Source organism: Leisingera sp. SA32 (assembly GCF_056033425.1).
Window position 1 is genome coordinate 1 of the sequence record NZ_JBVYHB010000030.1, and the last position, 15,847, is coordinate 15,847.

12 protein-coding genes are annotated in these 15,847 nt (G+C 61.1%); 11 read left to right on the forward strand and 1 reads right to left on the reverse strand.

All coding sequences use genetic code 11. The annotated features are described in order from the left end of the window. Positions 1 to 134: 134 nt before the first annotated feature. The 11 genes from AC0IPL_RS21760 to AC0IPL_RS21810 all read left to right on the forward strand — a co-directional run bounded on the left by AC0IPL_RS21760 (position 135) and on the right by AC0IPL_RS21810 (position 14,391). Positions 135 to 1,274 (forward strand): hypothetical protein, encoded by a 1,140-nt coding sequence (locus AC0IPL_RS21760; protein WP_474277332.1) that lies wholly within the window; start codon positions 135 to 137, stop codon positions 1,272 to 1,274. A gap of 697 nt (positions 1,275 to 1,971) precedes the next feature. Beyond that, on the forward strand, positions 1,972 to 2,652 hold the full coding sequence (locus AC0IPL_RS21765) for a sugar transferase (protein ID WP_474277334.1): 681 nt from the start codon (positions 1,972 to 1,974) through the stop codon (positions 2,650 to 2,652). Positions 2,653 to 2,811: 159 nt separating this feature from the next. Continuing rightward, positions 2,812 to 4,611, forward strand: coding sequence for an ABC transporter ATP-binding protein (locus AC0IPL_RS21770; protein WP_474277337.1), 1,800 nt, complete (start codon positions 2,812 to 2,814; stop codon positions 4,609 to 4,611). 54 nt (positions 4,612 to 4,665) lie between these two features. Then, positions 4,666 to 6,993, forward strand: coding sequence for a glycosyltransferase family 4 protein (locus AC0IPL_RS21775; RefSeq protein ID WP_474277340.1), 2,328 nt, complete (start codon positions 4,666 to 4,668; stop codon positions 6,991 to 6,993). Beyond that, a complete protein-coding gene (locus tag AC0IPL_RS21780) occupies positions 6,977 to 8,362 on the forward strand; it encodes a hypothetical protein (RefSeq protein WP_474277343.1) in 1,386 nt (461 codons plus the stop codon). Before AC0IPL_RS21775 ends, AC0IPL_RS21780 begins: the two co-directional genes overlap by 17 nt. After that, a complete protein-coding gene (locus AC0IPL_RS21785; protein WP_474277346.1) occupies positions 8,331 to 9,302 on the forward strand; it encodes a sulfotransferase family protein in 972 nt (323 codons plus the stop codon). The genes AC0IPL_RS21780 and AC0IPL_RS21785 overlap by 32 nt, the downstream gene beginning before the upstream one ends. Next, complete coding sequence (locus AC0IPL_RS21790) at positions 9,302 to 10,279, forward strand: UDP-glucuronic acid decarboxylase family protein (protein ID WP_474277349.1); 978 nt, start codon at positions 9,302 to 9,304, stop codon at positions 10,277 to 10,279. Before AC0IPL_RS21785 ends, AC0IPL_RS21790 begins: the two co-directional genes overlap by 1 nt. Next, entirely contained in the window at positions 10,276 to 11,121 is an 846-nt protein-coding gene (locus tag AC0IPL_RS21795) for a glycosyltransferase family 2 protein (RefSeq protein ID WP_474277352.1), read from the forward strand. The genes AC0IPL_RS21790 and AC0IPL_RS21795 overlap by 4 nt, the downstream gene beginning before the upstream one ends. Then, positions 11,114 to 12,085 carry a glycosyltransferase family 2 protein gene (locus tag AC0IPL_RS21800; protein WP_474277355.1) on the forward strand — a complete coding sequence of 324 codons (972 nt, stop codon included), beginning with the start codon at positions 11,114 to 11,116 and terminating at the stop codon, positions 12,083 to 12,085. The genes AC0IPL_RS21795 and AC0IPL_RS21800 overlap by 8 nt, the downstream gene beginning before the upstream one ends. After that, complete coding sequence (locus tag AC0IPL_RS21805; RefSeq protein ID WP_474277359.1) at positions 12,066 to 13,238, forward strand: glycosyltransferase family 4 protein; 1,173 nt, start codon at positions 12,066 to 12,068, stop codon at positions 13,236 to 13,238. The genes AC0IPL_RS21800 and AC0IPL_RS21805 overlap by 20 nt, the downstream gene beginning before the upstream one ends. 13 nt (positions 13,239 to 13,251) lie before the next feature. Further along, entirely contained in the window at positions 13,252 to 14,391 is a 1,140-nt protein-coding gene (locus AC0IPL_RS21810; protein WP_474277362.1) for a glycosyltransferase family 4 protein, read from the forward strand. A gap of 146 nt (positions 14,392 to 14,537) precedes the next feature. On the opposite strand, the gene AC0IPL_RS21815 is transcribed toward AC0IPL_RS21810, so the two are convergent. Beyond that, the coding region (locus AC0IPL_RS21815) for a calcium-binding protein (protein ID WP_474277365.1) at positions 14,538 to 15,847 on the reverse strand (1,310 nt) is incomplete at its 5' end.

Here is a 15,847-nt window from a genome sequence, read left to right on the forward strand (position 1 = left end):
CCGACACAGGCTCTGCGCCCGACCCGGCGCCGACGCCTGACCCGCAGCCCGAGCCGACACCCGAGCCTATCCCGGATGAAGGCACCTCCGACCCCGCGGGGAACGGAGATCTGCTGTTCCAGCGGTCAGGCGCAATGGAGTTCGACGGAACGGCCGCCAAGGTCATCGAGGCGGCACCGACAGCCGATACCAATGTCCAATCCGCAACGATCTCCTTCGAGTTCAATGCAGACAAGGTCAGCGGCAGCCAGGGGCTTGTTTCCAAGGACGCCAGCGGGACAACCGTGAACAACGGTCATTTCACCTCCTACATCAAGGGCGGCACATTGCATGTCCGTTTCCAGGAAGATGCCGCGTCGAAGACCCTCACGATGGACGGCATCGAAGCACATAAGGATTATGCCGTGCGCACCAGCTTTGGTGACGGCGAGGTTGCCCTGTGGGTCAACGATGTCCTGGCCGACACGGCCGATTTTGATGTGAACTGGCTGGACAACGGCGAGTACATCCAGATCGGTGCAAACGGCTGGGCCAGCGCGTCCGGTCAGGCCGGCTTCAAGAATGCCTTCGATGGCACCATCTCCAATGTCGCGATTACCGAAGGTTTCAGCACCGCGGCAACAGGCGGTGAACCGGAAACCGGCACCAGCACCCCTCTGCCATCGGAAGACGGCACTGGTACCGAAAGCTCCGAAGGCGCCACGGACAGCCCGCAGCCGGACACCGGCCTGCCCGCGCTTGCAGACGTCTTCGAGCTGGATGGCCCAATGGAGTTCAACCGCACGAAAGCATCGGTGCTGGAATTTGCCCCAGACCAGAAGCTGCAGGCAGAGGCCGCCGAAATCTCCTTCGTCTTCAATGCTGACACCGTCAGCGGACGCCAAGGTCTGGTTTCGAAAGATGCGTATGGCGAGGATGTTAACGAAGGGCATTTTACCAGCTACATCAGCAACGGCTCGCTGTTCGTGCGGTTCCAGGAAGGGGACGCGTCCGAAACCTTCGAGGTCGCCGGTATCCGGAAAGACACGGATTACGCCGTCAACGCCAGCTTCGGCGCAGACAAAGTGGCCCTGCGCGTGAACGACGCGCTTGCAGGAGAGGCGGAGTTCGAGTTCGATTGGCTCGACAATGCTGAATACCTTCAGGTTGGCGCAAATGGCTGGGCCAGCAAATCAGGAGACGCAGGCTTCAGAGATGCATTTGACGGGACCATCAGCGCTCTCTCCATTGTCACCGGCAGTGAGGCCCTGAGCGACGAGTTCCTTCTCGTCTGAAAATCATGCGGTGCAGGACGGCGTTCTGCACCGCAATTCTCCTGGAGACGCCGCATGACAGATCAGGAAACCGCCGCAAGTTCCAGCAACGGGAAAGATTGCAGGCAAGACGCGCCCCGTCGGGAGAGCGTCATTTCTCCACAAAACCGTGTCATGCTCTAGCTTCCCATGCAGTGCCAGAATAACAATATCTTACAGGCTTCAGATCCAAGGTTCGGTATGGCGATTCCTTTATTCTTTATTTCAGTTGGCGCAATGTGGGTTTCCACCCTTGTCTTTTGGTTGTATTTTGACTATAAAATTCTCCTATCGCTTGTCACTAGCTTTTTGATTGCCATTTCTCTGTTTTTCACAGCGTTGTTTTCGATAAGATTTATATCAACAAATTCAATTCGTTCCGGCACCCGCGGCCTGCGTTCCCGGATCATTCAATTGAACCGGCGCCACTGAAAGATCTCCGCCCGTTTTTTGACGTATAATCATAAAATTTTACCTTGGCAGACCGGCGGTCGGACGGCATACTTGGAGTGCGGCTTGTTTTGTAGTGTGTTTCATAAGCCGTGTGTTCGAGGTCTGGGGGGACTGATTTTCAGAGATTAACTTGCCCGTCCTGCCTGTTTTTCAGGCTGGAGAATTAGGCTCGGGCGACCGATTTCTGTGCCCTCCGTGTGTGGGTTAGTAGACGGTTACCAGTTAAATGAAAAATGGTGTTGTGTTAAAGGCCAGCGCAAAGCGGTATTATTACCCGAGCGGCCAGAGAGAAAACCTTTCAGGAGCGTTTGCCCGTTCAGAGACACGGCGCATTTACCTGATTTCGAAACGTGTTGCTGACATTCTGATCAGCCTGGCCTCGTTGCCATTGCTGTTTGGAATATGCTGCGTTCTTCTTTGCCTGAATCCTTTCAGGAACCCGGGCCGCCTGTTTTTCCTGCAGCAGCGCTGCGGACAGGACGGGCAGGGGTTTACGATGATAAAGTTCCGGACCATGACGCGCAGCGGCGCAGGCCGACGGGGGGCGGATGACCCCCTCGAACACTCCCGCATCACGCCTCTGGGGCATTGGATGCGCAACACCAAGATGGATGAGCTGCCGCAGATCCTGAATGTTCTGATGGGGCAGATGAGCCTGATCGGTCCGAGACCTGAAATCCGCTCTTTTGCTGAAACTTACAAAAAAGCTATCCCCGGCTATGGCATCCGGGAGACGGTCAAACCGGGCATGAGCGGCTACGCCCAAGTGACCCAAGGGTATACCGACTCCATCGAAATGGCCCGGGAAAAGACGCAGCTTGATGCCTACTATGTTAACAACATGGGGTGGCAGCTGGATCTGTTCGTATTAGTTGCAACGGTCAAGATCGTATTTGGCTGGCGGTGACGCCTCTAATGAAAGCAGTCCTGTGCAGTGTGATTTGGTGCCGGTTTCATCGAAGCTGAGCGGGGCGGATGTTGATGTCCTGCCCGGCAGTCTTCAGCAAACAGCGCGGCCGGGGCGGCCGCCTTTACTCAGCAGTTCCGCGCAGAGCCGGAGGGCGTCATGAGAAGCCTGAAACTGGCATTTCGCTTGCTCACGCCGGCGGAACGCAGAACTGCCCTGCTGATCATGCCGCTGATCATCCTGAGCGGGTTCGCGGATATGATCGGTGTGGCAATGATCTTCCCCTTTCTGAAAGTGCTTAGCGATCCGGGGCTTATCCAGACAAACACCGCCTTATCGTTTCTTTACACCAAGGGCGGTTTTGTCAGCGCCGATGAATTCATTTTCGTCCTGGGCGGCGTGTTCTTCGCCATGCTCATTGCGACTGCGGGTCTGAAGATACTGACGGTCTATGTTGCCAACCGCTGGCTTGAGGGGCGAATTCACAGCCTGTCAAAACGCCTGCTGACCGCCTATTTGAAACAGCCGTACACGTTCATGCTGCAGCGCAACAGCAGCGAACTTGTGGCGAATATGCTGTCCGAGACATCGCGCATTGTCTCGCAGGTTTTCCGGGCTTTTTCCGAGTTTGTCGTCTCTGTTGTGACGCTGTTTTTTCTGGTCGCGCTTCTGCTGGCGATCAACCCGTCGGTCACACTGCTGGCCATGGGGATCTTTTCCGGGCTCTACACGGCCTTGCTGGTTTCAGTGCGCCGAATTTCAGGCCGATTGGGGCAGACAATCCTGAGCACCAACCGCAAGCGGCATCGCCTGGCAATGGAGGCGTTGATCGGGGGAAAACAGGTCAGGCTGCTGAACCGGGAACGCAGCCTGATCGAAAGGTATTCGTCCCCCTCGTCCGGCTATGCCAGCGCGAGTGCGCTGGCCAACACCGTCCGAATGGCGCCACGCCACCTTATCGAATCCGTTGCCATAGGCGGCACCGTTTTGCTGATCCTGTTTCTGTCTGCCCGCAGCGGCGGTACCGGCAGCGCCGCAATGGCCGAAATGCTGCCGACGCTTGGCGTCTTCGTACTGGCGCTTTACCGGATGATGCCCGCGTTTCAGCGGGGGTACAACGCCTCCGTTTCCCTGCGGCTGAGCAGCGCCTCCGCCAATTCCATCCTTGCAGACTTCCAAAGCGCGGGAAACCTGCCGTCCCTGCCAAACGCGGTTGTGCCCATGCGCTTTGAGAAGAGCATCGAGTTCAGGGATGTGTGCTTCAGATACCCTGGAGCTGGAGAAGACAGCCTCAGAAACGTGACCTTCACGATTGCGGCGGGCATGTCGGTGGGGATTGTCGGCCGGACGGGCGCCGGGAAGACGACGCTGATGGATCTCATCTTGGGTCTGCTGGAACCGAGCCGCGGGGAAATTCTGATCGATGGCCGCCAGCTGTCGAACAAAGAAGTCCGGGCCTGGCGTGCCAATGTCGGCTATGTCCAGCAGGACATTTACCTGAGCGACGCCACAATTGCGCAGAATATCGCCTTTGGCGTCCCCGAAGCGCAGATCGACACCCACAAGCTGCAGGCTGCGGCGCGCATGGCGCAGATTGAGGACTTCATCCTCAATGAGCTGCCTGAGGGATACGACACCTTTGTCGGGGAGCGCGGCGTGCGACTCTCGGGCGGCCAGCGGCAGCGTCTCAGCATTGCCCGCGCCCTCTACCCCGAGCCGGAAGTCATCGTGTTCGACGAGGCAACCAGTGCTCTCGACAGTGCCACCGAGGCCCAGGTGATGGCCGAGATCTCCAAGCTCGCGGGGTCGCAGACGCTGATCATGGTCGCGCACCGGCACACCACCGTACGGGACTGCGACATCATCCTGACGTTGGAAAGCGGCGAGATAAAATCCATCTCGGATTACGCCAGCCTGTTCGGCTCCGGCAGCCATATCACCGTTGTCGCCGGGGCGTGATGTGATGGGCCTTGTCAAAAGCAAGGCAGCGCGGTGCCGACCGGGGGCGGGCCGATGATCCGGGTGGCATTCGGCTCGGTGCCCAAAGACAGCGGCACTTTCACCTTCTACCGCAACATGCGGCCTGCGCTGCTGGACCATGGCATCGATCTGCGCTGTGTCTCAGTGGGCCGGGACCAGGCGAGCCTGACCGACCCCGCCTTTGTCGATGGCGGATGCGTTCAGCTGGCGGAAAGATGCACGAGCCTGAAGAAACAGGCCCGTAGTTTTGCAGACTGGTGTGCGGCCGAAGAGATCAACGCGGTGTTCGGCGTCAACTCTCCCGCCATCCTGAGCGCCTTGCCGCATCTCCCCGCGCAGGTGCGGGCCCTGGCCCGCTGCGCCAACGGGTTCGAGGAAGGCTACCGGCTGACCCTGATCGGTCAGGAGCGGCTTGCCCGCATCGTGGCGCTGACGCCGCGGCTGCAAGAGGATCTGATAACCGATTATGGTGTCAGCCCGGACAGGATTTCCCTGATCCCAAACGGGGTTCCCTCCGCCCGGTTCGCCGCGGCGGCTCGGGCCGTGCGGGGCAGGGGCAAGGTTCTGCGACTGGGGTTCCTGGGCAGGCTGGAGCACCGGCAGAAGGGGGTCATGCATCTGCCCGCCATTCTGCGCCATCTTGAAGCCGCCAGGGTGCCCTATCAGCTGCAGATCGCAGGCCAGGGAAAAGACGCGCCGGACCTGCGCAATGCGCTTGGCGGGCTGGCTGACTCGGGCGCTGTGCGCTTCCTTGGCAGCCTGTCGCCGGGGGACATCCCGGGCTTTCTGGCAGACACCGATATCTTTCTGTTTCCGTCGCATTTCGAAGGCTGCCCGAACGCATTACTGGAAGCGATGGCGGCGGGAGCTGTGCCGCTGGCCTGGAATTTGCCGGGCATAACCGACTTCCTGATCGACGAGGGCAAAACGGGCTTCCTGGCGGACATCGGTGACAGCGCGGGGCTTGCACGTCGGATCGGAAGCCTGGCGAGGGACCGGACGCAATTGGCCGCGATGAGCCAGGCGGTCTCCGCGGCAGCCCGCACCCGATTTTCGCGCGAAAACTGCCTGCGGGCCTATGTGGCGCTCTTGGAGGCGGTGATGTCGGCCCCCCCCCCGGACTGGCGCCCCGTGCCCTGGGACGCCTTTGCGACCCCTCCGCTGTTCCGGCAGCATCCGCTGGCGCGGGTCCTTCCCGCCGGGCAGCGCAAGGCGTTGCGCAGGGTGCTCAGCCGGGTTCGTCGGCACCCAGAACCTGCCACGTCAGACCCGGCACCGCCACGTGTTTTTCAGATCATCAACAGCATTGACATGAAACGTGGCGGCGCCGAGCGCATGGCCCGCAGCCTGCATGCCCGGCTGCAGTCGGAAGGGGTCGACGCCCATCTTGTCTCGCTTGAGGACTTCGGCGAAGGCTGCGTGCCGGAGGGGGCGGTGTCGCTTGGAGTGAAAAGCCCCTACGATCCGCGCGCGTTCGCTCGGCTGGCGGCATATGCAAGGCGCATCCGCCCTGTCGATGTGGTTCATGCGCATCTATTTCCCTCCAGCCTGTATCTCTCGCTGTTGGTCCGGACGGGCGTGCTTGCCGCCCCGGTGCTGTTTACCGAACACAGCACCTCGAACAATCGCAGATCCAGCCTGTTTGGACGGGCCGTCGACAGGCAGGTGTACGGCGCATTCCGACAGATCATTGCCATCAGCCAGGGGGTGAGGTCCGAACTCAGGAACGCCCGCCCTTGGGTCAAGGATGTCACCGTCATTCCCAATGGCTGCCCGCTGTTTTTTGAAACTCCGATCGCGCGCGGGCCTAGGAAAGAGCCGTTAACGCTGCTGTCGGTGGGGCGGCTGTCCCCGGCCAAAAACTTTGAGGCGGCCCTGGAGGCCCTGGCCATGCTGATGCCCTGCAGCCTGCGCTATGTCATCGTCGGCGACGGGCCTGAACTTGCAGCGCTGCGCGACACCGCGGCCCGGCTTGGCATCTCCGACGCGGTGGAGTTCGCGGGATATGTGCCGGACATCAGGGAGCAGCTGCACAAGGCGGACATCTTCCTGATCCCCTCCTTGTGGGAAGGCTTCGGACTGGCGGCGGTGGAAGGCATGAACGCGGCTTTACCGGTCATTGCCTCCGATGTTCCGGGGCTGCGCGAAGTCGTCGGCCCGGACGGGCAGGCGGCCCTTCTGGTCGACCCGGAACAGCCGGCGCAAATTGCCGCTGCAATCCGCAACCTTGCCGCCTCTTCTGATCTGCGAGTGGCATTGGGGCAAAAAGGCTTTGAGCGGTCCCAGAAGTTCAAGATCGAGAACTTCGTGACGGCCCATCTGACCCTCTACTCGAAAGTGAGGCATGGCTATGGGCTATAGACCTCACGGCGCCACCCCGGGCATCGGCCTGTTTGCCGTCTTTGTGTTCATCCTCGTCGCGGTGCCGAAGCTGAATTTCAAGCTTGGTCCTGTGCCTGTCTACATCATAGACCTGCTGATCCTGGCGCTGATCCTGAAGGCGCTGAACCTGCCGGTGATGCGGACACACAGAATGTTCTCCGCAACCGTCAAAGCGATCCTTTTCCTTGCGCTCAGCAGCGAAGTGGTCGGGGCTCTGACCTTCGGAACCTTGACGGACTCGCTCTACATTTCCACCCGCACCTGCCTCGCCTTCAGCGTTTTCTTCATCGCCGGGGTCATGGTCCGCACGCCACAGGACGTGTCCGTCATTCTGCGCGCGGCAACCTTGGGTCTTCTGGTCACGGCGTCCTTGATGATCCTCACGTCGCTGCCCATGACGCGTGCGCTTGTAGTGGACATGGTGTTCTCAAACAGGTTTCTTGAGCCCGCTTCGGAAGCTGTGGGCGCGCGGTATGGGGCCGGAAGCAGCGGCGTGCGCGGACGGACCCTGGTCGGTGTATCGATACTGGGCGCATCATTCATCAACGCCTGCTGGCCGCTTGCGGCGCTGTTGTTGCGCTGGCCGTGGCCGCTGGGGCCGGTCTGGCGCGCGATCACGCTGGCCGCCTGTCTACTGGCGCCAATGGGGGTTGTGATGAGCTATTCCCGCGGGCCGATCCTGGGCAGCTTGCTCATCTTGCTGACAGTGCTGTTTTACGGGTTCAGCTATGTGCGCCGGGGAATTTTGCTTCCGGTTGCGGTCAGCACCACCGTTATTCTGGCCGTAGGCATTTCCTCCCAGCTGTTTTTCTTTGACCGCCTGTCGAACCGCAGCCAGGCGATCTTGGAAAACCCCTATCAGGATGAACGCGAAAGCGAACGCATCCTGGCCTATGTCGAGCCATTTCAACATCTTGTCACAGCGCCGCAGTTCCTCGCTCTGGGCGAGGGGGTTACCGTCAGATACGCGGAAACCTGGGCGGCGCCCGAGCAGGCGGGGAAAGCAACGCATGCGGCCTTTGCGATGGCCTACTACAGCTATGGAATGCTGGCCGCCGTCCTTTATGGCTCTGTGGTGCTGCGCGCGCTGAGCGTCACCAGGCGGCTCGCCAAACGGAGAAAGTCCTTTCCCGGATTGCTGTCGCAGTCCCTGCTGCTGTCCGTTGTCGCCCTACTGCCTTGGGTGGCGTTCGGGCATGCTTCAATCTCGACACCGCGCGGCGCAATGCTTTTCTTCTTTGTCATTGGACTTATTTCGTCTCTTACGAACTTTTCCGAGGTGCCGCGCCCGGCAAAGACAGCGCAACGGAGGTCTCATGCCCAGCATCGTGCTCTTGCTCTCAGATAAGCGTTCTGGCTCAACGATGTTTCAGAACGAAATCTGTCGGCACCCGGCCGTTCAGACCGTGCCGTATTCGCCGCATTCCAATCTGGAGACCCACTGGTGGCTGATGGCGGCGGTGCTGCTGCGCCGCCCCGGACAGCTGTTCAGTGCGGGGCGGGTATATGACGGCTATGGAAGCCGGGCCAATGCGCGCGCCTATATGGTGGACCTGCTGGCGCATTGTGTCCCGGACTTTGCGCCACCGAAAGACGACCGGGCCCTTGTCTTTGATGGCTGGGAGGCCTTGTGCCGCACCTTTGCCCGCCCGGTGTTCTTTGAAAAGTCCCCGCAGTTCATCGCGCATTGGGCAGCGATGAGCCTGATCCTGGAATGGATGGAGACGACCGCGTTCGATGTGAAGATCGTGGCAATGGTCCGCAATCCGCACGGCACGATGTATTCCGCTGCAGCCCTCTTCGGGACGGATCCATACAAGCGGCAATACGGCTGGCTCGAAATCGGCCGCAATGTCCTGGCCCTCGAACAAATACTGCCCAAGAGCAAGTTCCTGAAGGTCCGCTACGAAGATCTGGTGCAGAATCCAGCCGAAGGTTTTGCCGATATCTGCCGGTTCATCGACATCGCGCCGGACGCCCGGGTCGGTTCCGGAACGCATGCGCAATCCTCGGAAAAATGGACGCGGGACGACAGCTACAGGTTGCAGCTTGACCCGGCCGTCCGGCAGCTGGCCGCGCATTTTGGCTACGGCTGCGCCGATCTGGCCAACCCGCAGGCGGCCGGAACCGGTGCCGCATGGAAGACAATCAAGCGCCGTTCGGCCCGGCTGCGCCTCAACCGGCTCAGAGACAGGTTCGTTCAGCCCGTCGTGCTACGTCTGCGCAGTGCTTTCAGGCGGAAACCGGCAAAAGACGATTCACTTAGCAACCCAAGCGTGGAGTCATAATGAGTATCAACAAACAGGTATTGGTGACAGGCGGCGCAGGTTTTATCGGGTCTCATCTGATCGACCGGCTGATCGCGGAGGGCACCGACATTTTATGCGTCGACAATTTTTACACGGGCACAAAGCCGAACATTTACCACTTGAAGAACAACGTCCATTTCGAGCTGATCCGTCACGATGTCACGTTCCCGCTCTACGTCGAGGTCGACGCGATCTTCAACCTCGCCTGTCCCGCCTCGCCGGTCCATTATCAGCACGACCCGATCCAGACCACAAAAACCAGCGTGCATGGCGCCATCAACTTGCTGGGGCTCGCCAAGCGTCTGAAATGCCCGATCCTGCAGGCCTCCACCAGCGAAGTCTATGGCGACCCCAAGGTGAACCCCCAGCGGGAGGACTACTGGGGCAACGTCAATCCGATCGGCCCGCGGTCCTGCTACGACGAGGGCAAGCGCTGCGCGGAAACGCTGTTTTTTGACTATCACCGGCAGACCGGACTGGACGTCAAGGTCGCGCGCATCTTCAACACCTATGGCCCCAGGATGCATCCCAATGACGGGCGCGTGGTGTCGAACTTCATCGTGCAGGCGCTGAAAGGAGAGCCGATAACGCTGTTCGGCGACGGCATGCAGACCCGGTCGTTCTGCTATGTCAGCGACCTTGTCGAAGCGATAGTCCGCTTCATGGGCGCCGGGCCGGACTGCCATGGTCCGATCAATTTGGGCAACCCGGTCGAAATCACCATCAAGGAACTCGCTGAACGCATCGTGACGATGACAGGGTCGCAGTCGCAGATTGTCTTTCACCCCCTACCGCAGGACGACCCGATGCAGCGCCGCCCGGATATCACCCTAGCCAAACGTGAATTGGACTGGGCCCCCGCCGTGCCGCTGGAAGAGGGTCTGAGCAAGACAATCGACTACTTTGACGGGCTGCTGTCCCAGACGGCTCCGGAAATGGTCAGGGCTGCCCAATGAACGCCTATGATCCCCCCACTGTTACACTTGGCGTTGTCGCCATCAGCTACAACGAGGAAGAGGATCTGCCCGGTTTTCTTGCCAATCTGACTGGCTGGGTCGACGAGATCGTCATTGTTGATGACGGCTCGAGCGACCGGACCGAGGAGATCTGCGCGGCAGCGGGCGACAAGGTCCGGTTTCTCCGCTCTCCGCGCAAGCCAGGCGAATATTATAGCGATCAGCGCAACAAGGGCATCGCCGCCGCGACCAGCGACTGGCTGCTGCATATGGACATCGATGAACGTGTCTCGCCGAAACTCGCCGACGAAGTCCGCAAGGCCATCAAAGATGAGCAAAAGGATGGCTACCGCTTCCGGCGGCTCAATCATTTCATGCACCGGCCGATGCAGGGCGGCGGCTGGCAGGATTGGAACCTGATCCACCTTGCCCGGCGTGACTTGTTCCATTTCGGCGGCATGTTTCACGAGACCTGCCACCTGGATGCCCCTTCGCAAAGGGTCGGGCAGCTTAGTGGCAGGATGATCCATTTCAACGAACACAACTTTGAAAAGCGCCTGAAGAAAAGCTCGACCTATCTGGAAGAGGTCGTCAAGCATGTTGAAAAGAGCAAAACAACAGTCCGGGGCTGGCAGATCCTGTGGGCGCCGGCCAAGGAATTCCTGAAGAAATACTTTTACAAGAAGGGCTTTCTCGACGGCACGCCAGGGCTGATTTCGGCGCTGCATTCGGCGACGGCTGTTTTCCGCGCCTATGCGCTGGTCTGGGACCGACAGAACCGCATTTCGCGGGCGGAACTGGAACGCCAGGTGTCCTGGGCGGCTGCGGACCGCAATGGCTGAAGCCGCGCCAAAGGTCTCGGTTGTGGTGCCCGCATATAACCGGGGCCATCTGATATGCGAGGCGCTGGACAGCGTGCAGTCGCAGACGTTCCGCAGTCTGGAAATCATTGTCATCGACGATGGCTCGACGGATGACACCCGGGCGCGGGTTGCCCAATGGGCACAAACCGCCCCGCTGCCGGTGGTTTATGAAAAACAGCCCAATGCCGGGGGAAATGCGGCCCGCAACCGCGGTATAGACAGGGCGCGCGGCCAGTTCGTTGCCTTTCTCGACAGCGACGATCTTTGGCATCCGCAAAAGCTTGAAAAGCAACTGGCGCGTCTCGCCGGGTGTCCGCAGTTTGGTGCCGTCTATTGCGGCATCAGAGAAACCGACGCCGAAAGCGGCGTTCAGATCTCGGTCCCACGGCATGCTTTTCCGGAAGGCGACCTGCTGAACGCCTTGCTGGTCCGCGATGTCACGGCCCCTACCTCCACATATCTTGTGGAGCGGAAGCTACTGATCGAAGCAGGCAAATTCGATCTTGAGCTTGCCGCCCGGCAGGACTGGGACATGTGGATACGCCTTGCCCAATTGGCCCCGATTGGCTGTGTTGCGGAAGCTCTGGTGGATCTGCGCCACCACTCGGGACCGAGGACGGTTTCGGACCCATCGCGCGAGCTGCGCGCGCACAAGCGGATATTGGCCAAATATGCGCCGCTCCGGTCCCGCCGCGCCTGGTGGCTTCCCTGGACGGCCCTGGCGGGGTTTCACCGCCGGGCGGGGCGTGTGCAGTTCCACTACTTGGGCAAACGCGGGCCCGCCGTCCGCCACTATCTGATTGCCATCGCGCTCTGGCCGTTTGCGGCCGATTCTTGGGCGGCTCTGCTTGGCGCGTTTTTGCCATCGGGTGTCCGCGGCCGGCTGAGGCGCATCTGGAACGGCCTATTCGGGAGGACATTTCTTGCAATTCGCAACCATTGAACGCGCAGCCATGATCCCCGGGCAAGAGCTGCGGGTTGCCTGTTTCGCCAATCAGTTCGGCGACCGGCAGGGGCATGGGCTGGCACGCTACGCGCGGGAACTGCTGGAGGCGCTGCAAACCCTGGGCGGGCCCGAAGTTGTTCCCGTTGCCGGCTGGTCGGGTTTGTCGCCGGCGGAGCTAGCGGCCCGTCAGCGGGAGACCGGGCTGAAGCTCACGGGGCTCGGTCGGCGCGGCACCTCGCTGCTCTGGACGTTTCTCGGGCGCCCGTCTCTTGAGGCCTGCCTGGACGCGCCGGTTGATGTTGTCCACGCCGTCTCCCTCGGCTACCCCGTCGCGACGCAAAAGCCCTTTGTTGTGACAATCCACGACCTCGGCCCCTTGCTCCATCCGGAGTATTTCAGGAACACCCGCCCCTGGGTCATGAAACGCAGCCTTGAGCAGGCAATGCGCAAGGCGGATGTCATTGCCTGCGTGTCGCAATACACCGCGGACACCGTCCGGGAATATGTCGGCCCTGCGGTCGAGGCCCGGCTGCGCGTGGTGCTTGAAGGCGTCTCTGACGCTTTCTTCACCCCGGCGGACCTTGCGGTGCTGCACCGGTTTGCCTTACCGCCCGATACCCCCTTCATCCTCTCTGCCGGCGCGGCCAGCCCGCGCAAAAACCTGGCCGGCCTGCTGCGGGCGATGGCCTTGGCGGCAGACAGCATTCCGCATCATCTGGTGCTGGCCGGAGGTGCCGGCTGGGACAACGGGGAAATTGCCCAGGCTCTTGCCGCGCCAGCGCTGCGCAACCGGGTGCATCGCACCGGCTACGTTTCCGACCCGGAACTCCGGGCGCTTTATCAGGCCGCTGACCTCTATGTTCATCCGTCGCTGTTCGAAGGCTTCGGCCTGCCTGTGCTTGAATCCATGGCCAGCGGCACGCCGGTTGTCGCCTCGGACCGGACATCCCTGCCTGAGGTTGCAGGCCAGGCGGGATATCTGTGCGATGCCTCGGATCCGGAAGCCTTGGCCGCTGGTATCCTGCAGGTTTGCTGCTCTGAAGACCTGAGCGCCCGCATGGCTGCAATGGGCAGGCTCCGCGCCAGGGAGTTCAGCTGGTCCAGCTGCGCCCGCGCGATGGCCGGAATGTACAGCGATGCAGCGTCATGATCTGCGAAATCCCATGAAACTTGTTGTGACCGTCAACTCCTCCTTCAACATCGTGAACTTCCGTTCAGGCCTGCTGCGCGCGCTGATGGAAGACGGCCACGAGATCGTCGTTCTGGCGCCGCGGGACGAGTACACCGATGCAATTCTCAGCGGTGTCGGCTGCTCATATGTGGAACTGAAGATGGACCGGCGCGGCACCTCACCGGTGCGGGAGGCGGGTTGCCTCAGGGCGATGATCGGGCATATCCGGGCTTTGCGGCCGGATGCAATCCTGAGCTACACGATCAAGAACAACCTGTATGCGGGGCTGGCGGCGCGTTTGACCGGGACGCCGATTATTCCGAATGTCACCGGTTTGGGGTCTGTATTCTCGGGCAAAGGCCCCTTGGCCGTTTTTGCGGCACATGCCTACCGGCATGCCTTCCGCGCGGCTCCCATCGTCTTTTTCCAGAATCTTGAAGATCAACAGCAGTTCCTGCGGGCCGGGCTGGTTGCATCTAAAACCGCGCGACTTTTACCCGGATCGGGTGTTGACCTGGCGCGGTTCACCGCTTCCCCGGTGTCGGCGCGCCCAGATGCGCCTGTGTTCCTGCTGGTTGCCCGGCTGCTTTGGGAAAAAGGCCTGGCGGAATACGCCGACGCCGCGCGGCAGGTCCGCAAGCTGTTCCCCAAGGCCACATTCAGGCTTGCTGGCGGTCTTGAAGCCCCAAGCAAGGCAGCGATTTCCGAAGCGGTCCTGGCACAGTGGCAGGAGGAGGGGATCATCGAATACCTCGGCCGGCAGCGCGACATCCGCCCGGTTATCGAGGAGGCAACCTGCGTGGTCATGCCCAGCTATTACCGCGAGGGAACCCCGCGCGCCCTTCTGGAAGCCGGAGCCTGCGGGCGGCCGGTCATCACGACGGATACAGCCGGCTGCCGCACGGCTGTCATCGATGGGGAAAGCGGTTTTCTGGTGGCGCCGCGTGACAGCCACGATCTGGGGCAGGCGATGCTGCGCGTCGCCGGGGCATCACAGGAAACACTGCAGCAGATGGGCGCTGCGGGTCGGGCGCTTGCCGAGCGCCAATTCGATGAGAAAATCGTCATCCGCGCCTACACGCAGGCGATCGCCGAAATTGCGGCCAGGCATGAAGGCATCCGCGCGCTTTGACGCGCAGGCCTGCAAAACGTCTGAACAGCTAAGGAGCGCGTGCTGCGGAGGAGACGCCTTCGGCAGCGCAGCATAGTCGTGGTTTGCTCATGCCTGCAGGGGCAAACCTGCAGGCATAAGGCAAGCGACATGACACAAGGGGTGCGTCAGAACAGGAAATCTCCCGCGTCGATTTCCGATGGCTGAAGGCCCTGCAGCAGGATTGTTCCCTCACCGGTATCAATCAGTGTATTGCCGCCCTGACTGCTGATCTCCAGGCTGCCATAGCTGTCGCCGCTTTGCTTGAGGCCGCTGAGGTCGATGAGATCGGCTCCGGAGGTGAAATCCAGAATCGTGTCCTGGCCGTGGCCCGCGGCGAAAACAAAGGCGTCATCGCCATCGCCACCCTTCAACTGGTCCGCGCCCTTTCCGCCATTGAGCGTATCGTTGCCGCGGCCACCATACAGAATATCCTTGCCGCCGCCGCCCTTCAGGACGTCCTTGTTACCGCCGCCAAAAACGGTATCTGCGCCGCCGCCGCCAAAAACCTTGTCCTTGCCGCCGCCACCTTTGACGGTATCCTCATCCTTGCCGCCTCTGAGCTGGTCTCTGCTGGCATAGCCAACCAGCATGTCCTGGCCATCAAGCCCCTTTATAACGTCTGCCTCTGCGGTGCCGTGCAGCGTGTTGTCCTGTGCGTTGCCGGTCACCAGGTTGAGATCGTCATCAGGCTGCGGGTCAGGCGTCGGCGCCGGGTCGGGCGCAGAGCCTGTGTCGCCGGTGCCGCCATCTGCAACGGGGCCGGCAGTGCCGGACCACAGCGCGTCGGCGGACATCTTGCGCGCCGCGCCGGTTGCCGCAACATCACCGCCGAGATTGCTGCCGGACGGGCTGGGCGCCTCGGCGCCGAGGAAGCGCATCTCGCTGACATTGCCGAGCAGGCTGATCCCCTCCCAGTTGATGTCATAGCCGTCCTTGATCAGGAAGGCGCGGGTGTTGCCCGAGGTCGTATTCTCGAAGATCGAGTCGCTGACCGTGATGTCATGCGGCATCTGATGCGCTTTGCTGCTGTTCAGCAGGCCTTTGGGGTTGAGCACGGTCACAACAACCCCGTTGGGGCTGTCGATGAACTCGCTACCGGAAATGTTGATGTTGCTGTTCTGCTTGCTAGCGTTGAAATCGGCGCTGTTGTTGTACAGGCTCTTGATGTCGATGCCGCTGACGCCGTTGTCGTAGAACACCGAGTTCAGCACCTTGCCGTCCTTGAAGCCGCCCGCGGCATCAAGCCCGTCGCGGTGGTTGCCTTCGAAGAAACTGTCCGAAACCAGCATCCGCTCGGGGCCGTCGCCGCTGGGGGTGGCGGTGGTCTTGATGCCGTCGCCCAGCGAATTGCGGAAATGGCCGCCGGTCACCGTGGCGTCATCGCCGCCGACGATGCGGACCTGGTAGAAGCCGCCATCGAAGGAGCTCTGGTCCA

Excerpts from the sequence above, each read along its gene's own strand:
- AC0IPL_RS21785 (WP_474277346.1), top strand. The coding sequence starts at position 8,331 with ATGCCCAGCATCGTGCTCTTGCTCTCAGATAAGCGTTCTGGCTCAACG.
- AC0IPL_RS21775 (WP_474277340.1), top strand. The coding sequence starts at position 4,666 with ATGATCCGGGTGGCATTCGGCTCGGTGCCCAAAGACAGCGGCACTTTC.
- AC0IPL_RS21810 (WP_474277362.1), top strand. The coding sequence starts at position 13,252 with ATGAAACTTGTTGTGACCGTCAACTCCTCCTTCAACATCGTGAACTTC.
- AC0IPL_RS21795 (WP_474277352.1), top strand. The coding sequence starts at position 10,276 with ATGAACGCCTATGATCCCCCCACTGTTACACTTGGCGTTGTCGCCATC.
- AC0IPL_RS21765 (WP_474277334.1), top strand. The coding sequence starts at position 1,972 with ATGAAAAATGGTGTTGTGTTAAAGGCCAGCGCAAAGCGGTATTATTAC.
- AC0IPL_RS21800 (WP_474277355.1), top strand. The coding sequence starts at position 11,114 with ATGGCTGAAGCCGCGCCAAAGGTCTCGGTTGTGGTGCCCGCATATAAC.
- AC0IPL_RS21780 (WP_474277343.1), top strand. The coding sequence starts at position 6,977 with ATGGCTATGGGCTATAGACCTCACGGCGCCACCCCGGGCATCGGCCTG.
- AC0IPL_RS21760 (WP_474277332.1), top strand. The coding sequence starts at position 135 with ATGGAGTTCGACGGAACGGCCGCCAAGGTCATCGAGGCGGCACCGACA.
- AC0IPL_RS21790 (WP_474277349.1), top strand. The coding sequence starts at position 9,302 with ATGAGTATCAACAAACAGGTATTGGTGACAGGCGGCGCAGGTTTTATC.
- AC0IPL_RS21770 (WP_474277337.1), top strand. The coding sequence starts at position 2,812 with ATGAGAAGCCTGAAACTGGCATTTCGCTTGCTCACGCCGGCGGAACGC.